Source organism: Pseudarthrobacter phenanthrenivorans, assembly GCF_036455295.1.
Taxonomy (GTDB): domain Bacteria; phylum Actinomycetota; class Actinomycetes; order Actinomycetales; family Micrococcaceae; genus Arthrobacter; species Arthrobacter phenanthrenivorans_C.
Genome location: NZ_JAYXNX010000004.1, coordinates 374,437 through 395,561, shown reverse-complemented (window position 1 = coordinate 395,561; position 21,125 = coordinate 374,437). Strand labels below are relative to the sequence as shown.

General features: G+C 60.8%; 17 protein-coding genes and 1 pseudogene. 9 read left to right on the top strand and 9 right to left on the bottom strand.

The genetic code is table 11. From position 1 onward, the window contains the following. Positions 1 to 308 precede the first annotated feature (308 nt). Complete coding sequence (locus VXJ37_RS21145; protein WP_369605605.1) at positions 309 to 569, top strand: helix-turn-helix domain-containing protein; 261 nt, start codon at positions 309 to 311, stop codon at positions 567 to 569. 34 nt (positions 570 to 603) lie between these two features. On the opposite strand, the gene VXJ37_RS07800 is transcribed toward VXJ37_RS21145, so the two are convergent. From VXJ37_RS07800 to VXJ37_RS07790, 3 genes are all read right to left on the bottom strand, one after another. Further along, positions 604 to 1,611, bottom strand: coding sequence for an acetamidase/formamidase family protein (locus VXJ37_RS07800; protein ID WP_331322480.1), 1,008 nt, complete (start codon positions 1,609 to 1,611; stop codon positions 604 to 606). A 1-nt stretch (position 1,612) separates the two neighbouring features. Beyond that, complete coding sequence (locus tag VXJ37_RS07795; protein WP_331322479.1) at positions 1,613 to 3,064, bottom strand: APC family permease; 1,452 nt, start codon at positions 3,062 to 3,064, stop codon at positions 1,613 to 1,615. Positions 3,065 to 3,160: 96 nt separating this feature from the next. Then, positions 3,161 to 4,417: an ABC transporter substrate-binding protein gene (locus VXJ37_RS07790; RefSeq protein ID WP_331322478.1), complete on the bottom strand. Its 1,257-nt coding sequence runs from the start codon at positions 4,415 to 4,417 to the stop codon at positions 3,161 to 3,163. Here VXJ37_RS07790 and VXJ37_RS07785 point away from each other — a divergent pair. The 6 genes and pseudogenes from VXJ37_RS07785 to VXJ37_RS07765 all read left to right on the top strand — a co-directional run bounded on the left by VXJ37_RS07785 (position 4,376) and on the right by VXJ37_RS07765 (position 9,518). Beyond that, on the top strand, positions 4,376 to 4,765 hold the full coding sequence (locus VXJ37_RS07785) for a MarR family transcriptional regulator (protein ID WP_331322477.1): 390 nt from the start codon (positions 4,376 to 4,378) through the stop codon (positions 4,763 to 4,765). The genes VXJ37_RS07790 and VXJ37_RS07785 overlap by 42 nt on opposite strands. Before the next feature lie 233 nt (positions 4,766 to 4,998). After that, a pseudogene (locus VXJ37_RS21140) lies at positions 4,999 to 5,175 on the top strand (hypothetical protein); the annotation flags it as partial. 45 nt (positions 5,176 to 5,220) lie between these two features. Further along, positions 5,221 to 6,162, top strand: a complete 942-nt coding sequence (locus VXJ37_RS07780; protein WP_331322476.1) for an ROK family protein — start codon at positions 5,221 to 5,223, stop codon at positions 6,160 to 6,162. A gap of 133 nt (positions 6,163 to 6,295) precedes the next feature. Further along, positions 6,296 to 7,744 carry an APC family permease gene (locus tag VXJ37_RS07775; protein WP_331322475.1) on the top strand — a complete coding sequence of 483 codons (1,449 nt, stop codon included), beginning with the start codon at positions 6,296 to 6,298 and terminating at the stop codon, positions 7,742 to 7,744. Beyond that, positions 7,741 to 8,775 carry an ROK family protein gene (locus VXJ37_RS07770; protein WP_331322474.1) on the top strand — a complete coding sequence of 345 codons (1,035 nt, stop codon included), beginning with the start codon at positions 7,741 to 7,743 and terminating at the stop codon, positions 8,773 to 8,775. The genes VXJ37_RS07775 and VXJ37_RS07770 overlap by 4 nt, the downstream gene beginning before the upstream one ends. 5 nt (positions 8,776 to 8,780) lie before the next feature. Beyond that, entirely contained in the window at positions 8,781 to 9,518 is a 738-nt protein-coding gene (locus VXJ37_RS07765; RefSeq protein ID WP_331322473.1) for a glucosamine-6-phosphate deaminase, read from the top strand. A gap of 917 nt (positions 9,519 to 10,435) precedes the next feature. On the opposite strand, the gene VXJ37_RS07760 is transcribed toward VXJ37_RS07765, so the two are convergent. The 5 genes from VXJ37_RS07760 to VXJ37_RS07740 form a co-directional block, all read right to left on the bottom strand. Further along, positions 10,436 to 11,296, bottom strand: a complete 861-nt coding sequence (locus tag VXJ37_RS07760) for an amino acid ABC transporter permease (protein WP_331322472.1) — start codon at positions 11,294 to 11,296, stop codon at positions 10,436 to 10,438. Further along, the gene (locus VXJ37_RS07755) at positions 11,293 to 11,937 is read right to left on the bottom strand and encodes an amino acid ABC transporter permease (RefSeq protein ID WP_331322471.1); all 645 of its coding nucleotides are present in this window, start codon (positions 11,935 to 11,937) and stop codon (positions 11,293 to 11,295) included. The genes VXJ37_RS07760 and VXJ37_RS07755 overlap by 4 nt, the downstream gene beginning before the upstream one ends. An 8-nt stretch (positions 11,938 to 11,945) precedes the next feature. Next, complete coding sequence (locus VXJ37_RS07750; protein ID WP_331322470.1) at positions 11,946 to 12,812, bottom strand: glutamate ABC transporter substrate-binding protein; 867 nt, start codon at positions 12,810 to 12,812, stop codon at positions 11,946 to 11,948. A gap of 56 nt (positions 12,813 to 12,868) precedes the next feature. Continuing rightward, positions 12,869 to 13,633 (bottom strand): amino acid ABC transporter ATP-binding protein, encoded by a 765-nt coding sequence (locus tag VXJ37_RS07745; RefSeq protein WP_331322469.1) that lies wholly within the window; start codon positions 13,631 to 13,633, stop codon positions 12,869 to 12,871. A 76-nt stretch (positions 13,634 to 13,709) separates the two neighbouring features. Beyond that, positions 13,710 to 14,684: a Bug family tripartite tricarboxylate transporter substrate binding protein gene (locus VXJ37_RS07740; RefSeq protein WP_440589782.1), complete on the bottom strand. Its 975-nt coding sequence runs from the start codon at positions 14,682 to 14,684 to the stop codon at positions 13,710 to 13,712. A gap of 69 nt (positions 14,685 to 14,753) precedes the next feature. On the opposite strand from VXJ37_RS07740, the gene VXJ37_RS07735 reads away from it, so the two are divergent. Together VXJ37_RS07735 and VXJ37_RS07730 are read left to right on the top strand one after the other, a co-directional pair. After that, the gene (locus VXJ37_RS07735) at positions 14,754 to 16,400 is read left to right on the top strand and encodes a sensor histidine kinase (RefSeq protein ID WP_331322467.1); all 1,647 of its coding nucleotides are present in this window, start codon (positions 14,754 to 14,756) and stop codon (positions 16,398 to 16,400) included. Then, a complete protein-coding gene (locus VXJ37_RS07730) occupies positions 16,397 to 17,071 on the top strand; it encodes a response regulator (protein ID WP_331322466.1) in 675 nt (224 codons plus the stop codon). Before VXJ37_RS07735 ends, VXJ37_RS07730 begins: the two co-directional genes overlap by 4 nt. Positions 17,072 to 18,151: 1,080 nt before the next feature. On the opposite strand, the gene VXJ37_RS07725 is transcribed toward VXJ37_RS07730, so the two are convergent. Continuing rightward, positions 18,152 to 19,465 (bottom strand): hypothetical protein, encoded by a 1,314-nt coding sequence (locus tag VXJ37_RS07725; RefSeq protein ID WP_331322465.1) that lies wholly within the window; start codon positions 19,463 to 19,465, stop codon positions 18,152 to 18,154. Between the last annotated feature and the right edge of the window lie 1,660 nt (positions 19,466 to 21,125).

Here is a 21,125-nt window from a genome sequence, read left to right as displayed (position 1 = left end):
ACGTTAAATCCGGCAAGTTCGGTCCTCTCGACTGGCAACACGATGTCATCATTCTGCGCCGTCCAAGCAAAAACAGTTCAAGGCCTATCTGCTCATCGCCGCTCAGCGGCAGCCGGCCATGCGGTCATGGCGGATGTGGAATCGGAAGGGTGGACGGAAGCAGGCGAAGACTGGTGGGCTGCGAGCAGTGCTAGACCCTTCTGGCACTTGCCGCTGGAGGACAACAAGGAAGAGCAGACGTCCCCGGGCACATGCCGGGAGGCATATGTTGAGGGTCAGCAAACGCTTCGGTCACTTAAGTTGTCGCCATGGCCAATTCCCCGAGTGGAGAGTCCGTCGTGGCCCGGCTCGCACGCCTTATCGCAGCCTTCGACCCTGATCATGAATCGTTGACCCTTAAGTCCCTGGCGCAGCGGGCCGGGCTTCCGATATCGACAACCCAGCGTCTCGTCGTCGATCTCCTCCAACACGGGTACATGGAAAAGACCGCCGATGGGTTCCTCCGGAACGGAACTCTTGTCCGGCCGCCGGCGGCAGCCATCCCAAACTTGGTTTTACGCTTGTTCTAGCTGCAGGTGTTGATGCGCTGCGCGGAGGTGATTGTTAGCGGTTTTTGTATTCCTCTGCGGCCGCGCGGAGCCGGCGGTGGGTACCTCCATAGGCCTGGGCGGACGTAAGGGACCACTTCGGAAGTTTCGCCACCATGGTGTAGTTGGGGTCGCAGACGTTCGCGGCCGGCGCGAGTCCGAGTTGACTGACGAGTTGGTAGGCGTCGAGGGTGTCCATCCCGGTCAGGTCGGATGCCCAGGAGACGAGGTCTGCCTGGCTGATGCGAAATGCATCTTCGAGCGGGCGTACGGATCCGGTGCTCATGATGTATTCGTCATTTTCCAGACGTGGCCAGGCTGGTGCTGCGCCTTTGACCAGGTCGACCACGATGGTGCTGTTCATTGCCGATTCCAGGCCGGTCCCGCAGATCTCGCCTTCGCCTTGCCGGGCGTGGCCATCACCAAGGGAGAGCAGCGCGCCGGAAACATTGACGGGCAGGTAGAGGGTTGTCCCGGCGCGCACTTCGGGTGTGTCCATGTTCCCGCCGTGGGTTGATGGTGTTACCGCCAGGCGCACTTCACCGCTGGCCGGGGCAACACCGACGGTTCCGTGCATGGGGTCCAGCGGCAACAATAGTTGGTAGTCCGACTGTTTGGCACGAAATGTGGCTGTCCATGCTTCGAGGTCGATGTCGTAGAACCAGACCCGTTCTTCGAGCTCGGGTGCGAGCATCGCTGTTTCGCGGGTCGGGGTTAGCGCGCCGAAGTGGGGAAAGGTGCTGGAGATGGCATGCGGGCGGGCGGGGACGATAGAGATGAAGTGGACGGCGAGGACGTCGCCTACTTCTGCTCCTTCCACATGAATTGGTCCGGAGACCGGGTTGAGCTCCGAGAAGGGTACGACCCGGCTGGGCAGATCTTTGTCGCTGGCGACCCTTCCGCCATAACAGTCTTCGGTGCTGACCTGGATTACATCGCCGGGTTTCACGCTTAGCAGTGGCTCGACGCCACCGAAGAAGTAGGAATATTGGTCAGGGCGTGGTTTCAGGGTGTGGACGGCCATGTCAGTTGACTCCTTTCAACTCGGGCGTGGAGGAAGCTGCTGTTGGGTCTGTCATGCGTCCTGTTTTCCGCAGGAAGAGTGCGACGGCGACACCGACCACAAGCCAGACCACGCCGAGGATTTGGGCGCTGATGTTGGCGTTGATGATTACAGCGACAAGGATCGCGAAGCCAAGCAGCGGCAGGATCAGGTGGAGGAACCAGTGCTTCGATTTCTGCCGGACAATGAACCACCAGACGACTGCCAGGTTCAGCAAGGAGAAGGCCGTCAGCGCACCAAAATTGACCAGGGTGGAGATTTCGGTAAGACCGTTGGGCTGAGCGACGAGGTAGAGGCCAAGTACCAGCGAAATGGATGCTACGACGAAGGTGGCGTTGACCGGGACGCCTCGGGTGGGGTGCACGCGGCTGAGGAACGCCGGCAGCTGGCGGTCGCGAGCCATGGCGAAGAGCAAGCGTGACGTTGCTGCCTGCGCTACCAGTGCGTTGGCGAAGCCCCATGCCACTGCGGTGGCCGCGGCGGTGAGGACGAACAGGAAAGGTCCGCCAGCGTTTTGCGCGGCGTCGTAGAACGCCGTTCCGTTCGGGTCCCCGTCGGACAGGAGGCTGGCCGGATCCCGGACCAGCATGGAGCCGACCCAAGTCTGAACGACGAACAGCACGCCGACCAGCAGCAGCGCGGCGATCATGGACCGGCCCAGCGATTTGGTGGTTCCGGCGTTCTCTTCGGCGAGGGTGGAAATTCCGTCGAAGCCGAGGAATGACAGCACCGCGATGGACACGGCGCCGAAGATCAGGGACCAGTCGAACGTGTGCGGATTGAAGAACGCATCAAAGCTGAATGTTCCCTGGCCGTTGGCGACCGCGGTGAATCCGATGACCAAAAAGACGGCCAGGACCAGGAGTTCCAGGACCAGCATGATCTTGTTGACCTTGGCGGTGAATTCGATGCCGAGGTAGTTGATGATTGTGTTCAAGACTACGAAGGCGACCAGCCACATCCACAGAGGGACTGCCGGGATCATCCCGTTCATCGCGATTGAAGCGGCTAAGTACAGAAGCGCGGGGATCAACACGTAGTCGAGGAGAATCATCCACCCCGCCACAAAACCAAGGATCTTCGTGATGCCGCGGCCGACGTAGGTGTAGACAGACCCCGACATCGGGAAGGCCTGGACCATCTGCGCGTACGAGTTGGCCGTGCACATCATGGCGAGCATACCGACGATGTAAGCCATGGCCACCATCCCGCCGGAGGCCTGGAAGACGCTGCCGAAAATCGCGAAGGGTGCGATCGGCACCATGAAAATCAGCCCGTAAACGAGAAGATCGGAAAACTTGAGTGTGCGTTTGAGCTCCTGGCGGTAGCCGAAGTCTTCAATTCCATCGGCCCGGCTCTCCCCCGCCGTGGGGTTTGCGGTGATCTCGTGCGATCCGCGCGGTTCGATACTCATCGTTGATAGAAATCCAATGCTTGGCCACGAACGGTACCGTCCGCAGAAAAGGAATTATTTCCAAGTGGAAACGATTGGATCATACGCAGGTGTGATCTAGATGACAAGCAAGTCGTTCTCATTCGCGATGGCAAGGCCGGAGGCTGCTTGAAGGCCCGCAAGCACGGCCCCTAGCTGCGCGGTCGACGCATGAGGGCGCTCCTCGGTGGAACCGGCAGTGGGTCCGAGAAGGCCGCTCAGCCACAACTCGCTGAGCAGCACGACGCCGTCGTAGCATCCCTCCGCGTAGGAAGCCGGAAGGGGAGCCGCAGGCCCAAACCGCTTCATGTAGACGGCCAACAGGTTTTGGTGCCTCTCATCTTCCTGCTGGATGAACGACGGCATGGCCGCGTAGAGCAGCCCGGAGGAGTCCCCGCCGGCGGAAAGAAGAGAATTTTCATCAAGCGCCGTGGAAAGGCGTATGAAGCGTTGGTCGGCCCCGGTCTCTGCAGCCACGCGCTGAAATGTGATGCCGTCCCGGCCTACAAGTGACAGCAGGATCGCTTCGGCCCGGCCTGCCCGTGCTTCATCAAGCAACCGCTCTGCGTCAACGGAACCCAACGCCACCAGCCGATCCATGACGACGTTCTGTCCAAGCCCGCGAAGAAGTTGTCGTGCTGTGCGGTGAACCTGCCGAGGCCAGATGTAATCGTTCCCTATCAAAGCCCATCGCTGCACCCGGTGGCGCCCAACGATCCATTCCAAAGGCCGCTGCAGCTGCAGCCGCGGCCCTGAACCAGTGAAAATGGTTCCTGGTCGTCCGGCTTCTCGTTCATGGGGCGGGGTGAAAATGTAGGGCAGCCGGCCCGCGACGACGTCAGAAACCGCTGCCCGGACATCGGAGGTATGCGCCCCGACCAAGCCCCGCACCAGCCCGGCGTTGACCAGTTGGCGCGTGACCAGGGCCGCTTCGGCCGCCCCGCGGCCCGCATCGATAACGACCAGATCGACGGGGACACCAGTCCGCTCAGCCGTCTGCTCGGCCGCGAGCAAGGCGCAGTTCAAAATCGAAGGGCCCGAGATCCCCATCACCCCCGACAAGGGGGCCAGCAGGCCGATGCTGAAATGGTCGGATGTTGGGCCCTGCAGCAAAAGGTCGCCTGGAAGTATTAGGCTGACTGCAGAGGTCACCAGATGATCTTGCCGCATCCGCGCCCAACGGGCGATCAGGGAGGAACCATGACCGCCATCCGAGACGATGACGGAAACGACGCGTCGCTGTCCCGGGTCGTAACGGCACTGGCTGTCTTGGACAAAAACCTCCTGGACGGTTTGTCGCTTGCTCTCAGCGAAGCGGACATCAGCGTCGAGCAATGGCGCATCCTGGACCTGGTATCCCAACTGGGGGCACCGACCATGGGTGAGCTCGCCGTCTCCTCCGGCTTGCCCAACGCGTCCCTCAGCAGGACAGTGAACGCCCTCGAAGATGCAGCCTCGGTATTCCGGCTTCCCAGCCCGGAGGACCGCCGCCGCATAACAGTCCGGGTCTCCGACCACGGCGCCGAACGCCTCGACCGGATGACAAACATCGTAAAAAACTGGGAGACAACAACGGCCGTTCAGCTGGGCCAGGATGCCATCAACGCCCTGACGTCCGCCGTCCAGCTCCTTGGTCAACGCCTCAACCAAGAAGGAAAACGACCTGCACAACCAGCGAGATAGGCCGATGGGCCGGCGGTACGTATGCGGTAGCAATCTCTGCCCATCGACTCTAGCGCGGTCAAGCCTCAGCATCCCAGGGCGCCTCATCGAACGGCGGTAACGCAGCGCGCCGTATCGCGACGTTGATTGTTTAGCTCGGGGCGGCGGGCCCTGGCACTTCAACTTTCAGCTCGATGACCCGCGCCGCGAGCCCGAGGTGCTGCCCTGCCCATGGTTGAAACTAGGATGTTCCAGTGAATTCTTTGGCGCAGGGCGTGCGGGCTACCGACTTGAAGCGCACAAATGAACGGGTCGTTCTCGACGACGTTCGCCTTTACGGACCCACGACCGCGCCGGAAATCGCGAAGAGGACCAGCCTGTCTAAACCAACCGTTGGATCTGCACTTCGAACGCTCCAGGGAGCCGGTTTTGTACGGGAACAGGGCTTCAAGGCGGGTCGGTCCGGTCAGGCTCCCTTGCTGTGGTCCATCGACGAGCATGCAGGGTTTATCCTGTCCATCGACGTCGGGACACAGTGGGTGCGGCTTGGGCTTCGCAGCCTGAACGGAGAACCCAGAGGTACGTTCCGCGCAAGGTCGGATTCGGGCTCCGCCGATGACGTGCTTCTTGCGTTGACGGATGCCCTGACCGGACTACTGGTGCAGGAGTCTCTGTCGAGGGACGCCATCGTGTACGCCGTCATGGGCAGCCCGGGTGTCGTTGACCCGGCTTCGGGCCGCCTCCAGCATGCCTCCAACCTTCCCGGCTGGGACGACAAGGCGACCCTGGCCGCACTGAACGACGTGTTCGGGCCGAACTTCCTCATCATGAAGGACGTGTATCTGGCAGCGCTGGGTGAAGCGGAAGCGAGGCAGACTGATGGGGCCAGGGATTTCGTCCTGCTGTCGGTAGGTCGAGGGGTTGGAGCCGCAGTTGTCCGCGATGGCCAGCCGTTGTCCGGCGCGAATGGGCTGGCGGGTGAGATCGCCTTTCTGCCACTGGGCGTCGACCCGCTCAACCCCGATGCCCCTTCCCTTCGCGGTTCCCTTGAAGAGGCAGCGTCCGCCGATGCCATGCTCTCCTACGGCGAATTTGATGCTGTAGCCGAACTGGTCCGCGCTGCACGCGAGGGGCATCCGAGGGCAGCCGAGGCACTGGCCAGGGAGTCGCGCCTGGTCGCTTACGCGCTCAGTCCGCTCATCCTTATCGTCGATCCCCCGCTGATCGTCCTTACCGGCAGTGTCGGCCTCCATGGCGGTCCGGAATTTGCCGAGTCGGTGCACCATGACCTCGGAGAGCTGCTCCCGGTCCGGGTCCCTCCGGTGGAAGTCAGTGCAGCAGGTGAACTCGCAACGCTTCGTGGAGCTGCGACCAAAGGTCTTGAACTGGCCTGGGACATGCTGATGACAGGTCTATGAGACGACTCTCTCCAGCGTCATGGAATTGATCTTGACCCTGATCGGAAAAGTGTTTTACGATTACGTTCTCTGCACGGCTCCCGCATGCTTTTGCATCTGATGTCGGGATCAGCCCTCTTCCAAAGGATTCACAATGGCGTCCATTCCTGCCCGCGCACCCCAGTTGCGCCGCCGCATCGGCTCGTTTCAGGCCACAGCACTCAACATGTCCCAGATGGTCGGCATCGGCCCATTCATCACCATCCCCGCCATGATCGTTGCCTTCGGCGGCCCACAGGCCGTGGTCGGCTGGATCGCCGGCGCGGTGCTCGCCCTGGCCGATGGCCTCATCTGGGCCGAACTCGGCGCCGCCATGCCCGACTCAGGAGGCACTTACGTTTACCTTCGCGAAGCCTTCAAATACCGGACGGGACGACTCATGCCATTCCTGTTCGTCTGGTCCGCCGTGCTCTTCATCCCCCTGGTCATGTCAACGGGTGTGATCGGATTCGTCCAGTACCTTGGCTACCTGGTTCCGGGAATGGACGACCTGACTGGAACCTTCGTCGGCCTTGGCCTGATTCTGATCATCACCGCCGTCCTGTGGCGCCGCATCGAATCGCTTGGCAAGCTGACCGTCGTATTGTGGGCCATCATGGTCCTCACCGTCCTGACGGTAATCGTCGCGTGCTTCACCCACTTCAACCCCGCGCAGGTGATTGACTACCCCGCCGGCGCCTTCGACATCACCTCGGGCGGCTTCTGGATCGCCTTCGTCGCCGGCCTGACGATTGGCATCTACGACTACCTTGGCTACAACACCTCCTCGTACATGGGCGCCGAAGTCAAGAATGCCGGGAAGACCATCCCCCGCTCCGTCGTGTTCTCAGTAGTGGGCATCATGGCGATCTACCTCTTCATGCAGATCGGTGTCCTGGGCGTGGTCAAGTGGCAGGAAATGCTTGACACGGACTCGATGGCGTACCAGTCGCTCGCCTCCCTCGTCCTCCAGCGCACGTGGGGCCCGGACGTCGCCAACGTCGTTACCGTCCTCATCCTGATCACGGCATTCGCCTCCCTGATGGTGGGTCTCCTGGCCGGCTCGCGGGTCCCCTACGACGCCGCGCGCGACGGAGTGTTCTTCAAGTCCTTCGCCAAGCTGCACCCCACGAAAGAGTTCCCCGTCGCCGGACTGATCGCTATGGGTGTCATGACCGCCGCGGGGTTCCTCATCGGCCGGGCCACCAACATCAGCGCACTCATCCAGCTCCTGACGGCCGTCATGGTCCTCGTGCAGTCCCTCGGACAGGTAGCAGCAGTGGTCGTTCTCCGCCGCCGCAAAGACATGATCCACCCATACAAGATGTGGCTGTACCCCGCGCCGCTGATCATCGCCGGACTTGGCTGGCTGGTCATCTACTTCTACTCCGACGTCAATGCCCCGGACTTGCACCCCATCGAGCTCTCTCTGGCCTGGGTAGCTGCAGGCGCCATCAGCTTCTTCATCTGGGCCAAGCGCGAAAAGACCCGGCCGTTCGGCCCGCTGCCTGTCGACAAGAACGAAGTCGATGAGGAAATCAGCGTTCACGAGGTCAACGCGTGAGCGGTTCAAGACCAGCCCAACTGGCTGTCGGCATCGACGTCGGTGGAACCAAGCTCAAAGTCTGCGCGGCAACGCTGGACGGGCGCATCCTGGCTATTTCCGAAGCACGCGGACCCGCTGGCCGCCACACCACCCAGGTACTTAAGGACGTCCAGGCATGCTTCAAGGATGTGCTGGACACAGCGGCCGCCCTCATCGGCAGTGACGTGATCGCCGGCGCGGTCGGGCTCGTCACGCCCGGCGTCATCGGGGAGGACGGCATTGCCCTCACCCCGAACAACCCCGGTATGGAAACGTCCCTGCCGGCTGACACCATCGCCGCCATGCTCGGTGTCGGGAACGTTGCCTGGGCCAACGACGTCAAGGCCGCCGCCATGGCGGACTACCAGTGGGGCGAACTCCAGGGCGCCCGCTGCGGCCTGTATATCAACCTCGGCACCGGCCTCTCGGCCGGGGCCGTCATCGACGGCAAACCACTGATGGGCGCCAACGGCGCGGCCCTCGAGATCGGTTACCTGCTCCCCGTGTCGGCCTCCCACACTCGCGGACACCGCAGTGGCCGCGCGCCCCTGGAGGACGCCATATCAGGACGGGCCCTGGGTGACCGGGCACTTGCATCCACAGGAGAGCCGGCGACCGCCTCGGAGATCCTCGGCGCCTGGGCCACGAACCCAGACTCCGGGACGGCGTTGTCGGAGCTGGGCGCCGAATTCGTCAATGAGCTCATCCACATGGCCTCCAACCTGGCCATCACCCTGGACCCGGACAGCATCTCGATCGGAGGCGGCGTCACCGCTGCCGCCGAGGTCTTCATGCCGCGGCTCCGGGATGCCCTGGACGAATTCGTACCGTATCCCCCGGCTGTCACGGTTTCCCCCATGGCAGGCGACTTGTCCATGCTCGGGGCCCTGCTCATCGCCTACCAAAGCCTTGAGGCCCCCGTGCCGTCCCTTTGTCTGCCGCTGCCTGCGGCAGTCCCCGAACCGGACGAAACCCTCCGCATGCCCGAACCATCCCACGCAGGAGCATAACCACCGTGGACATCATCGTCACCGAAACGCTGGACGAACTCGGGGCCGCCGCCGCTGACCTGGTTCTCGCGCAAGTGCGGGCCAACCCCGCGACGGTCCTGGGTGTCGCCACAGGGTCTTCGCCGCTGCCCGTCTACGAACACCTTGCCCGCGCAGACGCCGACTTCAGCGCTGTAACATGCTTTGCCCTGGACGAGTACGTGGGCCTTCCCGCAGAGCACGAACAGAGCTACGCCCACTTCGTCCGACACAGGATTTCCGAACCCCTGGGAATCAGGCCCGAAAACACACACGTCCCGCTGGCGAGCCAGGCCGGCGGGCTCGTCGGGCTCCATGGCGGCGACTACGAGGAACTCATCCGGCTCGCAGGCGGGATCGACCTTCAGGTCCTGGGCATCGGGCGGAACGGCCACCTCGCGTTCAACGAGCCGGGCTCATCGTTCGAATCACGAACCCGGGTCGTCCCGCTCACCCTAGACAGCCGAAAGGCGAACGCCCGGTTCTTCTCCTCGCTCGACGATGTCCCAACCCATGCAATAACCCAGGGCCTGGGAACCATTATGGAAGCGCGCCACCTCCTAGTGGTCGTGAGCGGCGGGGCAAAAGCGGCTGCCGTTCGCAGCGCGGTCGACTGCCCGGTCACCGAAGACCTCCCCGCGTCCATCCTCCAAAGGCACCCCAACGTGACGATGATTCTCGACGAAGCTGCGGCAAGCTTGCTCAGCAGGACCCACGCACTGTAGTACGGGACCAGGAGTGTCCGGCGACGCAAGGCCACCTGCCCACCGGGCAATGCGATGCAACCAGGCCAGAAAAGGCACTCCCTGTCTTGCTTTGGAGTAAAAGCTCTCAGGCCGCGCACTTAGGGCAAGCGCAGTTCTGTCGATGCCGCTGTTTGATACCCCAGTTAGCGCACACCCAAACCTGGCGGCAAGGCTGTCTGGCGTGGGAGGACTTGGGTGGTGGGCGGAGTTTTCAGGCGTTCTCCGAACGCATTGCCGGCGGTATCGGTGCCTTTGTAGCCATCGTGAACAAGCGACCCTCATCAAGTGCAGGTTCTGGCAATATTCTGACTCTTGTCAGCTTCTTGGGACCGGTCTCGGTCGCCCTCTGACTGCAAAGATGGGATCTGAGAACGTTATTAGTCCGCCGTCAGGGAAACGGAATTTCGCGCTACTCTGACGTTAGCGACCGCAGGGGCAGCTGCCCCTGCCCTGGGCGGCGCGTCCATGCCGAACCCAACGCCAAATAGTTGATGGACGGAAGCCACTATCGGCCCTCAATCCGCGGTCGTAGATGTATGAAGATCTGGACACCGTCGCGGTGAAGGAACAGGGCGCGGCCGCGGCCCTCATTTTTGATGAGCCATAGGATGCTCCCATCAACGGCTATCGCGTCGACGTGGCCTGAGGCGACGAATCCACCGTTTTGACGGATGGTTACTTCCTCACCGCGGCACAGTTTTGTCCAGTTCGGGACTGGCACCGGTCGTCCGGTGATTTTGTTGGCGGGCTTCTGGTCGGTCGTTACGGTGCGCTCTCTGTGGCTGGTGCATGTACATGTCCAGGCGGACGAGGTTGGCAATCCTGCCCTGATGTTGGTTCAGAGGTAAGGGGACCATCCGCGCAGGATGGTCCCCTACTATTTGTTGCTTTTACCGCTATCTGGTGCTCAGCTCTGCTGGCATTTCCAGGCTTTCCAGGGCAGGTTTTGTGACGTTCTGTAAGCGTTGACGGCGGCCCAACCAGGTGGCGAGCAGTCCGAGAGCGACGTTGACCAGCATGAATCCGATGGCGGCCACTATCTGGGCCTGAAGCAGGGATCGGCTGTAGTAGGTGCCGATGACGGTGGCACTTCGCAGCAGCTCGATGTAGCCGCCGAGCACGTAGGCCAGTGCTGTGCCTTTAAAAAGGATCACCATTTGGCTGACGAGCGCCGGGCTCATGGAACGCAGGGCCTGGGGCATGAGTACCAGCTGCATTGTCCGGAACCCTGAGAAGCCCAGGGCTTCCGCTGCTTCGGTCTGGCCGTAGGGGATGGCCTTGATTCCTGACCTGAGGAGGTCTGCGATGACGGCGCTGCTGAAGAGGGTGAGGGCGATGACGAGGAACCAGAAGTCGGGGAGCTTCAGCCCGTAGGTGGGCAGGACCAGGGAGGTGAAATACAGAAGCAGAAGCAGCGGAACGCTGGCGAACACGTCTGTGAAGATTCTGCACGCGACCCGGAGCGGGGCGCGGCGTGACAATAAGCCAAAGGCGAGTAAGGAGCCGAAGAGCATGGAAAGGGCCATGCCGACTGCTGCTGCCTGAAGGTTGTTCAGCAGGCCTTGTCCGAGAAGGACCCACAGCCCTGGTTGGGTGAAGGGTTTCCACGCCGCTTGGCTGAATTCGCCGTGCACCTCCAGCGTTTTGTATGCCTCATACAGTCCGACGGCGATCACGGCGATGCTGAGGACTTCAAATAACCTGTGGCGTTGCCGGGCCTTCGGCCCGGGTGCGTCAAAGAGTTGTTTTGTGCTCATCGGCTGAAGGCCGCCTTTCGGTCAAGAATGCCCACGAGTCGGCCGACGATGAGGCCGATCAGCAGGTAGCTGATGGCGGCTCCGCTGAAGATCAGGAAGGGCTGGGCCTGGTCAACGGCTGCTTTGTTGGTGGTAAATGTGAGGTCCGCGACGCCCACGAGTGCGGCGACTGAGGTGTTTTTGATCATGGTGATCAGGACGTTGCCCAGCGGTTGGATGACGGTCCCGAAAGCTTGGGGCAGGATGATGTGCTGCATTGCCGGCCGTGGACCGAATCCGAGGGCTCGCAGGGCTTCGAGTTCGCCGGTGGATACCGTGTTGAGTCCTGACCGGAGAGTTTCACTGACGAAGGGTGCGGTGTAGATGACCAGGACGATGGCGGCCGACGCGAACAGCGGGTACTGGATGCCCAGAAGGGGCAGGCCGAAGACGAACAGGACCATCTGGACCGGCAACGGAATGTTCCGGAAGACCGTCACATAGGCAGTTGCTGCGGCGTTGAGGGTGCGGATCGGACTGACCCGCATGGCCGTCAGGACTGTTCCCAGGAGCAGGGCTCCTGCCCAGCCCAGGACGGTGAGCTCAAGGGTGATCAGGACTCCACTGCTGAAGTCTGCGATGTAACCGGAGAAGAACGACATGTCAGGCCTCAGAGGGTGATGTGGGGCGGGGTGACATCAGAAGGCTTGACGGCGCCGATGGTGTTGTCGTAAGCCTTCTTCCACTCACCGTTGTCTTCTATCTTCTTAAGGAAGCTGTCGAGGTAGTCGTGCCAGGCCGTGTCGTCCTTGGCGGATCCAATCGCGTATTCCTCGCTTGCCATGTAGTCACCGACGAGTTTGAAGTCGCCCTTGTTCTGGTCCATCAGGCCCAGGAGGAGTGATTCGTTGGTGACGACGGCGTCAACACGCTTTTGCTTCAGGGCCTGGGCGCATTCGCTGTAGGTGCCGAACAGGGTGAGTTTGGCCTGAGGTGCCAGGGTGGGCAGAAGCTGCGCGGCGCGGGCGCCAGTGGTGGTGCAGACCGGTTTTCCGTTGAGGTCGTCCTTATTGGCAATGGACGAGTCATCGTTGCGGACCATTGTGGAGACACCGCTTTCGAGGTACGGGCCTTCGAAGGCTACGGCCTTTTTCCGTTCATCGGTGACAGCGTAGGAGGCAAGGATTGCGTCGACCTTGCCCTGCTGAAGGAACGCTTCGCGGTTCGCGGTGACGGCCTCGACGTATTCGACGTTGTCTTCGCTGCCGGTGAGGTCCTTGGCCAGGAGCTTGGCCAGTTCGATGTCGAGGCCTTCCATGTTCCCCGTCACCGGGTTCTTGACGCCGAACATGGGCTGGTCGAATTTCACGCCAATGGTGATTTTCCCGCGCTGTTGGATTTTGGCCATGGTGGTGCCGGCGGGAAAACTCTCGACCGGGCTGCTGGCGGTGGGAGTTGTTGCACTTCCGCAGCCTGTGGTGCTCAGGGCGAGGGTGGCTGCGATGGCGAGGGGGGCGATGATCTGGAGCTTTTTCATGATTGTCCTTTTGGTTTGGGCGCGGGCGTCTATGCCGTCGCTTGTTAGTGGGTGGGTTAGTGAACCGAGGAGAGGAAACTGCGCGCGCGTTCGCTGCTTGGTGCGGAGAAGAATGTTTCCGGGTCAGCTGACTCGATGATTGCCCCGTCGGCCATGAAGATGATCCGGTCCGCGCAGGACTTGGCGAAGGACATTTCGTGGGTGACGACGACCATGGTGGTGCCGCGTTCGGCCAGTTGACGCATGGTGGTCAGCACGTCCTGGGTGGATTCGGGGTCCAGGGCCGACGTTGGTTCGTCAAACAGGATCACCTTTGGGTCCATGGCCAGTGCCCTGGCGATGGCGGCGCGCTGTGACTGGCCGCCGGAGAGCTGGGCCGGGTAGGAGCTGGCCTTGGAGCCGATGCCCACCATGTCCAGCAGTTCGTGTGCCCGGCGTTCGGCGTCGGCCTTGTTTTGGCCGAGGATTTTTCTTGGTGCGAGCGTGACGTTGTCCAGGATGGTGCGGTTGGCGAACAGGTTGAATGACTGGAAGACCATTCCGACCTCGGTGCGGAACTTGAACAGTTCCTTGCCTTCGGCCGGCTGGGGTGCTCCGTCGACGAGGATCTCTCCGCTGTCGATGGTTTCAAGGCGGTTGATGGTGCGGCACATTGTCGATTTACCGGAGCCCGAGGGGCCGAGGACGACGACGACCTCTCCCCGTTTGACTTGCAGGTTGATGTTCCGCAGGGCGTGAAGAGGGCCGAAGTGCTTGTCCACGGCGCGGAGTTCAACAACGATGTCGCTGTCCGCGTGCTGGGTTGAGATGTTTTCGGGCATGGGGTATTTCCTGTCGTGGTTGTGGTGCGTGTCCTGAGCGGTGAACCGCTCGATGAAGGGGCCCGTGCTTCAGTGGTTAGTGAAGATTGAGCTCGGTGAGGGTGCTGGCGACCGTGCTTTCCTGTTGTTTGAGGAAAGCCTCGAAGTCGGTCCCTGTGGTGAAGGAATCTTCCCAGCCGTTGTCCGCGAGGGCTTGCTTCCAGGCGGGTGATTCGTGCAGTCGGGTGAGCGCTTCGGTGAGCCTTGTCCGGTCCGAATCGGACAGTCCTGGCGGGGCCATGAGTCCACGCCAGTTCGTGAATGCCAGGTCGATTCCGGATTCGCGCAGAGTTGGTGCGCTGATGCCGGGCTGCCGGTCCTGGCTTGATACGGCAAGGACCCGCAGCTGGCCGGAGGCAATTTGTTCCTCGTACTCGGCGATGCCGGACGTTCCAAAAGCGATCTTGCTGCCCAGCAGGGCCGGCAGCAGCTCGCCCCCTCCGGAATAGGGCTGATAGGTCACGTCGGTGATCCTGATGCCTGCCGCACGGGCGAGTTCCATCGGAAACAGGTGGTCGGGACCACCGATGGCAGACCCTCCCCCCACCGTGACGGATTGTGGGGAGGCCTTCCATGCAGCCACAAGGTCCCCCACTGTCTGGTAAGGAGAGTCTCCCCGGACGAGGATCCCTTCAGGTTCCTCAAGGAGTTTGGCCACGGGGGTCGCATCGGAGACTTTGATCCTGGAACCGTTGGCGTAGCTTGACCCGACCACCCCCAGGCCCATCATCATTACAAGGCCGCGGTTTCCGGTTTCATTCATCAGCCGGGCCAGAGCAACACTGCCGCCTTCACCCGGGACGTTGAAGATTTCCATGTGCCCGGAAATCCCTGCGTCCTCCATGACGTGTGCGGCGACCCGGGCGGTGATGTCATAACCGCCGCCGGGGCTGTTGGGGACCATCATCCGCGTGGGGTTCACCAGTGTCGCTGCCGGAGCTGAGGTTCCACACGCACCAAGCGTCAGGAGCACGGTGAGGGCAATGACGCGGACAGCTTTGTGCAGTGTCATCATGGTCCTCACCTCCTTGTGGTGTGTGCGCTGTTCCTGTGTGACGTGGCTACTATCAAAGCGTGACTCATGCCACCTGGGGCTGTCACTGTTAGCGAATCAATGAAGGTTGTGGTCTTTGTGGTCACGTTCACGCCGGGACGCCGCCTAAGCCTGTCCCGGCAGTTCATGCTGCTGCAGCTTGGGGTGATCACCATCGTCCTGCTGGCCGTCACGATGGTTTCGGTGGCCCAATCGCGGGCGGACTTCGTCGACGTCCACGGCCAAAGGATGCTTGCCATCGCCGAAAACCTGGCCTCCACTCCGGTGGTCCGCGATGACATCTCGGCAGCGCAGGCATCGGTCATCCTCGCCCCTGACGTGGACAAGGCCCGTGCCCTTTCCGGCGCCTCGATCGTCGCAGTCACAGATCCAAAGGGCGTTGTCCTTGCCTCCTCCGAGCCGGAAACTGTCGGGGATGCGGTGGATGTAGCGGCATCACAGGCCGCGCTGGGGCGCTCATGGACCGGTGACCTCACTTTCGGCGGCCGGCAGACCATCGCGGCACGTGTCCCCGTATTGAAAGCTGACGGTACGGTCACCGGGCTGGCCTTGGTAGCGGAAGACTACCCCGCCTTCGGAAGCGCGCTGGCAGCTGCGGCGCCGGACCTGATGTTCTTCCTTGGCATGGGTGCCGCGCTTGGCGTTGCCGGCTCGTGGCTGCTGTCCCGCCTTATCCGGCGGCGCACGAGGGGCTTGGAACCGGAGGAGATTGCCGAACTCGCCGACAACCGTGAGGCGTTGCTCTACAGCATTCGCGAAGGGGTCATTGGCGTCGGGCCTGATGGAAGGATCACCCTTTTGAACCAGCCAGCCACCGAGTTGCTGGGCTTGCAGGGCGATTCGGTTGGCAAACGCGCCCAAGAGCTGCCACTTGAGGACAACATCCGGGAATTGCTGCTTGGAACGACTGACGCAGAGGAAACAATGGCCGTGAGCGGGTCGAGGCTGCTGGTACTGAACCGCAGGACTGTCGGCAGCCGGGGCAGGCCAATCGGAACGGTCACCACCCTGCGTGACCGAACAGAGTTGGCCGAACTGCAAAGCCAACTGGCGGCCAACCAGAGCATCACCGAAACCCTCCGGGCCCAAACGCACGAGTTCTACAACCAACTGCACACCGTTTCAGGCATGCTGCAGCTGGGTGACTTCACAGAAGTGAAAACGTTCATTCGGGCACTGACCAGGCGCCGCGCCGAAATTAACGGTCAGATAGCCCGCCATGTCAGGGACTCCTCTGTTGCCGCGCTGCTCGTGGCAAAGATAAGCCTCGCCGAAGAATCCGGCATCGAACTCCGGCTCGACAACGAATCGCACCTCGAGCCTCTGGAACCATCACTGGCCGCCGACGCCATCACCGTACTGGGGAACTTCATCGACAACGCAGTCGACGCTATCGCGGGCCTGGAGGACGCCACCGTGTTTGTACACATCAGCGACAGGGATTCCATGATCACCATTAGAGTCAGCGACCCTGGGCCTGGAGTCCCGGAAGACCTCGAACAACGGATTTTCACCCGCGGCTTCAGCACCAAACCCGCACCCGCTGCCGGGCGTGGAGTCGGGCTCGCCCTGGTCCGTCTCGTCTGCGCCAAACGAAAAGGAGCAGTGACGGTCCGCAACGAGGCCGGGGCAGTCTTTGAAGCAACCCTCCCCTATTCGGCGGTCCTCCCATGATCAATGTCCTCGTCGTCGAAGACGATTTCAGAGTTGCCGGTATCCACTCCCGGTTTGTCAATCAGACTCCCGGTTTTCAGGTAGTGGGAACGGCGCATAATGGTAAATCCGCAAGAGAAGCAGTGCAAGAACTCAACCCTGACCTGATTCTCCTGGACGTCCACTTGCCAGATGCCAACGGTCTGGACCTCCTCCGGGAATGGCGTGCCTCGCGCATCCCTGTCGGCGTAATCGTCATCACCGCAGCGACAGAAGCGAACAGCGTCCGAGATGCACTGGAAGGAGGAGCCGTCCACTACATCATCAAGCCCTTCGAATACGAAGATCTGACCGCACAGCTCCAACGCTTCAGAAACCAGGCAGAAACACTTAACCAAGCCGCCGCTGCCGGGCAAGAGGACATCAACAAAATCTTTGGGTACTCCGCAGCGCCACTCTCAGACGCTGTCCATAGACTGCCCAAGGGGCTCAGTGCTGAGACTGCAGCACTCGTCGCCGAACTACTCGGGTCCGGCAGCGAGATGTCCGCTTCAGACTGCGCAGACACTCTCGGGATATCCAGAGTCAGCGTCAGGCGCTACCTTGAATACTTCGTCGAGAACGGGCGCGCGAACGTGCGACTGGAGTACGGTAGGGCCGGAAGGCCAGAACGCAAATACCGCCGCCGATGAAGTCCACCCACATAAGGACCAGATCGGCCTCCTTGGCTCCTTGAAGTACACCCCAACCTAACGTCAGTCTGGCGGTCCGAGAGCGTCAGGTTGGAGTCCGATTCCGGCTTCTTGGGCAGCCACTCTTAGAAGCTTAAGATCTCAAGCTGACACTCCGACGCGATCCGGTGCAGGCATGATGCTGACGTCAACACCGTCGTGGCCGCATCGCCAAAGAGGCCCACATCTCAATGTTCCGAATCAGCGACTAACGCGTCCAGCCTCTCGACGGTGTCCTAGTGTGCGTCAACCACAGCCGCCGTTACGGCTGTTGCTGCCTCGGAAAGAGCGGCACACCCCCGAGGCCAACCTCTTTCATCAAGACGGCCCTGCGCTAAGTCGCCGCAAGCAGCCATGCGAGCACCCGACTCTCGGCTGGGCCGGGCACAGAATTGAATCACACGTAAGTGTGGACAGTGTCCACACGCTCTTTGGCCGGACAAAAGCAGGAATGCACGGTCCTTTACGTCACTGAAACCTCGCACTGAAGGTGCCGCATATCAAACGCCCAGCGGTCATGTAGTCCACCGCTCCCCCGGCACATGAATAGGTGCAGGCCACCCGGGCCTACCCGACAAAACCGGAAGCGAGGAACCGCATAATCCCACCACAGCAGGCGGAAGGCCCACCTGCCAGGGACTTGGACCCGCCACCACCCACACACCTGAATAGGCTCCGCGGCAGCCAGGCCACAGCCGGCGACCGAACCCGTCAGACGACGCGACCGCAAGCTTTGTCAACACATCAAAGCAAAATCGCCTCTGACGAGGCGATCTGTTGTGCCCGAGGTGGGACTCGAACTACATTCCAAGCCTTACAAACACTGGAAAGCCACAAAAACATACGGAATCCGGACCGGTCCGACCGATCTAAGACAGACTCCGGAGCTAAAGGTGTTGACACCGTCAACACCTCGTTCGCAGTCGAATAACGGGCTCAAATAGCTCTCGTCGTTCCTTGAACCGTCGTAGCGAGGTCGAGAGCTAATGTACAGGCGACGGCCCCACGGCGGTCTTTACCAGAATGTGCATGGGAAGAAAGTCAGGCACCGGTAATACGGAGCAGTTGCTCAAGGTCTTCGCCAATGGAATCACTTACCAGCACTCCCACTCCAAGCTTCCGAAGCATGTTTATCCACGACTCATCAGGTCTCAGTTCAAGTGCAATCACCGGAAGGTAAGTGTGTCGATCTGTGCAGAGTTGGTGCGCGTAGCGAAGGACCTGACCTAGACCAACCCTGAGCTGAAACTCAATGTTTTCTTCAGTAGCAGACTTCACCTCGACCACGAACTGCCGGCCGTCCTTGTGGGAAAGTGCTATGTCGAACTGCGGCCCTCCCAACGCTGGACTCCAGACTTGCATCCCCCCTGCCTTCGCAGCTTCAGCCACAGCATTTTGGATCGATGCATGACTTCTCACTGCACGCTCTAGTGCCAAGTAGCCCCCGTCCACCAGTTCGTTGCTGAGTTCGATTTGAACTCCTTCGTCTGCGGCGTAGTAGGTGACGAGGACGTCGGAGACATGCGACTCGGGGTCAGTCGCCAGCGACGACTTAGGGACAGCGATACTTTCATCTTCTTGCTCAAGTGAGAGGCCATGGACGATCTGCCAACACCTCACAAGCAGCTCATTCCAGTTGCCCGTCAGTTTTCTAACAGTCGCTGGACTGGGATGGCCCTTATGTGCCTGTTGCCACCGATCGTAGCTCCCGACCGTAGGCGGCTTGCCGACGTCTCGCCAGGACCTCACCACTGCAGCGACCGCGTCGTCGGCGTTAAATGCCTTTTTTGGTCCGGAATGAGCATTTGCGGGTAGTCCTGCCGCCTCCAGCCCTGCCCGCCAGGAGCCGAAGCGAAGCAGCATGACTTGCATGCCCGGGCGAGGCCTTCCGTCCGGCAATATTCCGTGGTTGCGGGTAAACTCTACGTACGCGTCCGCTGTGAGGTTCCCAGATAAAGTCGTCGCGGCATGACGTAGGCTCGCCAAGAGGTCTTCTTCCGAATATTTCTTTGTTACGCGCCTGGGTACGGCACTTAATACGCGAAAGTCAGGTATCTGAGCACCAACGAAGCGCTCTACCCATGCAGCCGGCAACCCAATAACTGTCGCAGTCTCTTCAATGCTGCGCGTCTTCAGGAACTCTTGCCGTATCTGGACTGCCTTGAGCGAAATCTGTCGCTGTTCCCGTAAACGACTGGTGTCGCTCTGAGTCCGGGGCTCGATACCAAGACTTTTGAGCCGTTGCCTAACGCCCTCCCTAGTAATCCCTTCGGCTTCCGCAATTTCTTCAAGCGTGCAGTATTCCTGTAGATATCGACGTAGCCACATAGGTTTTTCGTGCCTCAATTCACTCAAACCCTAGGTCTCCTCTTTCACACATGGGGAAGGCAGTACTGCCTCGTTTGTGAAAGCTACAATGTAGCTCTCGATTGCTGCACTTTACAAAGGCACATCTTTTCGCAGACAGCCAAGCCACGCAAACTCTTGACTGCTTTCGCCAATGCACCTAGTACGACTGTTGGGGCATCCTTCGGCTCCAGCTCCCGGACAGTGACCATACCAGGAATTTGGGCAGGAACTCCTGCAAGGTTGCACGTACCCGTCGGACGCATCGGCATTGATTCGAACGAGACACGACTCAGATAGGAGGCGGCCTTTCCAATCGACTTTATGCCAGATCATAACGGGCCGGTGAAGAATATATCGTGCAACTGGGAAATTAGCGTTGTCGCGATCATTATCCGAGAATTTAGCAACGTTCCCCCCGCTCTCCTGGCCTCGAGGGAAGAAGGCTTGGCTGCGCTGGTCGAGGACGACTGGAGTTCGGTTCGCAAGTCTTACCGACCGATTTAGAGATTTTCATAAATGTTCTCTCAGTTTTTGATCAAGACAATTGCGCGCCCTATGCGCAAGACCTCAATTGGTCCGTTCCAAGACATGTCGGCCGACCTAATTAGGCTGGCTGTATGACCTCTCAACCCCGAGTACTCGATACTGCCTCGCAGTGGCTTCAGTCAGCCCTTTCGGATCCCGACGGCGATGTGGTCCTCACGAGCCCTTACCTCTCCTATATGGTTTGCAGGAGCATCGCTGACGGGGCGATGAAATCGTCCCGCGCATGGGTCTTCTACACGGTGCTTGATCCGCTCGCAGTGGCGAGCGAATTCCTCTCTGTCCAGGGAGTGGTGCTCATGCTCGACGCGGGAGTCGAAATTCGCCACGTGGAACGCCTTCACGCTAAGTGCTTCATCTTGGGGAGCCGAGGGATGCTCGGCTCTGCCAACCTGACAGGTACTGGTCTGGGCAGCTCGTTGAATGCAAACCGTGAGCTTGGTGTCGAGCTGGATCCGGATCAGCTTGAGTCGGCACGGACGATGATTCATGCCTGGCCTTTCCGATCAGTATCAAAAAGCGATCTTGACGACTTGGCAGTGCAAGCCGCGAGTCTCCCGAAGCCCACTCCGGGAATGCCGGACCTAGACCAAGACTCAGCTCTTTTCGACGTCGAGCGTCTCCTTGCCGACGCTCGACGATCCGGACCGATCTCTTTGGGTAAAGGTCGAGGGGCGCTCCGGTGCTGGACCAGTGGCGGCAAAAGTGGAGATTTGCCAGCCCCGGTTCAAAACAGGGCGACAATTGGACCAGAAAACCCACTATCAAGACCGGCGATCTCGTCTTCATCTGCGCGACAGGGACGAAGGACTGTTATGTCGTAGTCGAAGTAGCAGCAGATCCGGAGCTTCTGCCCAAGGACTACGTCGAATGGGCTGCCCACCGGGAGGGCGAGGACTCGGAGCGATGGCCCTGGGTCAACCGCACTAAGCCCCGCCTCGTTCCTTCAAGTCTCATCGATTTCAAGTACGAAGACCTCCGGGGAGGAAAGAAGCTACCTCGTGGAAGCCATTTCCGGCTGAACCCTGAGGAGTTTGCCGCAGGTGTCCGGTACTCGCCCAATTGTCCACGGATTGAGCCAACTCGGCGTGCTCCGTCCCGCCAAGGGCCGCATTGACGTGTC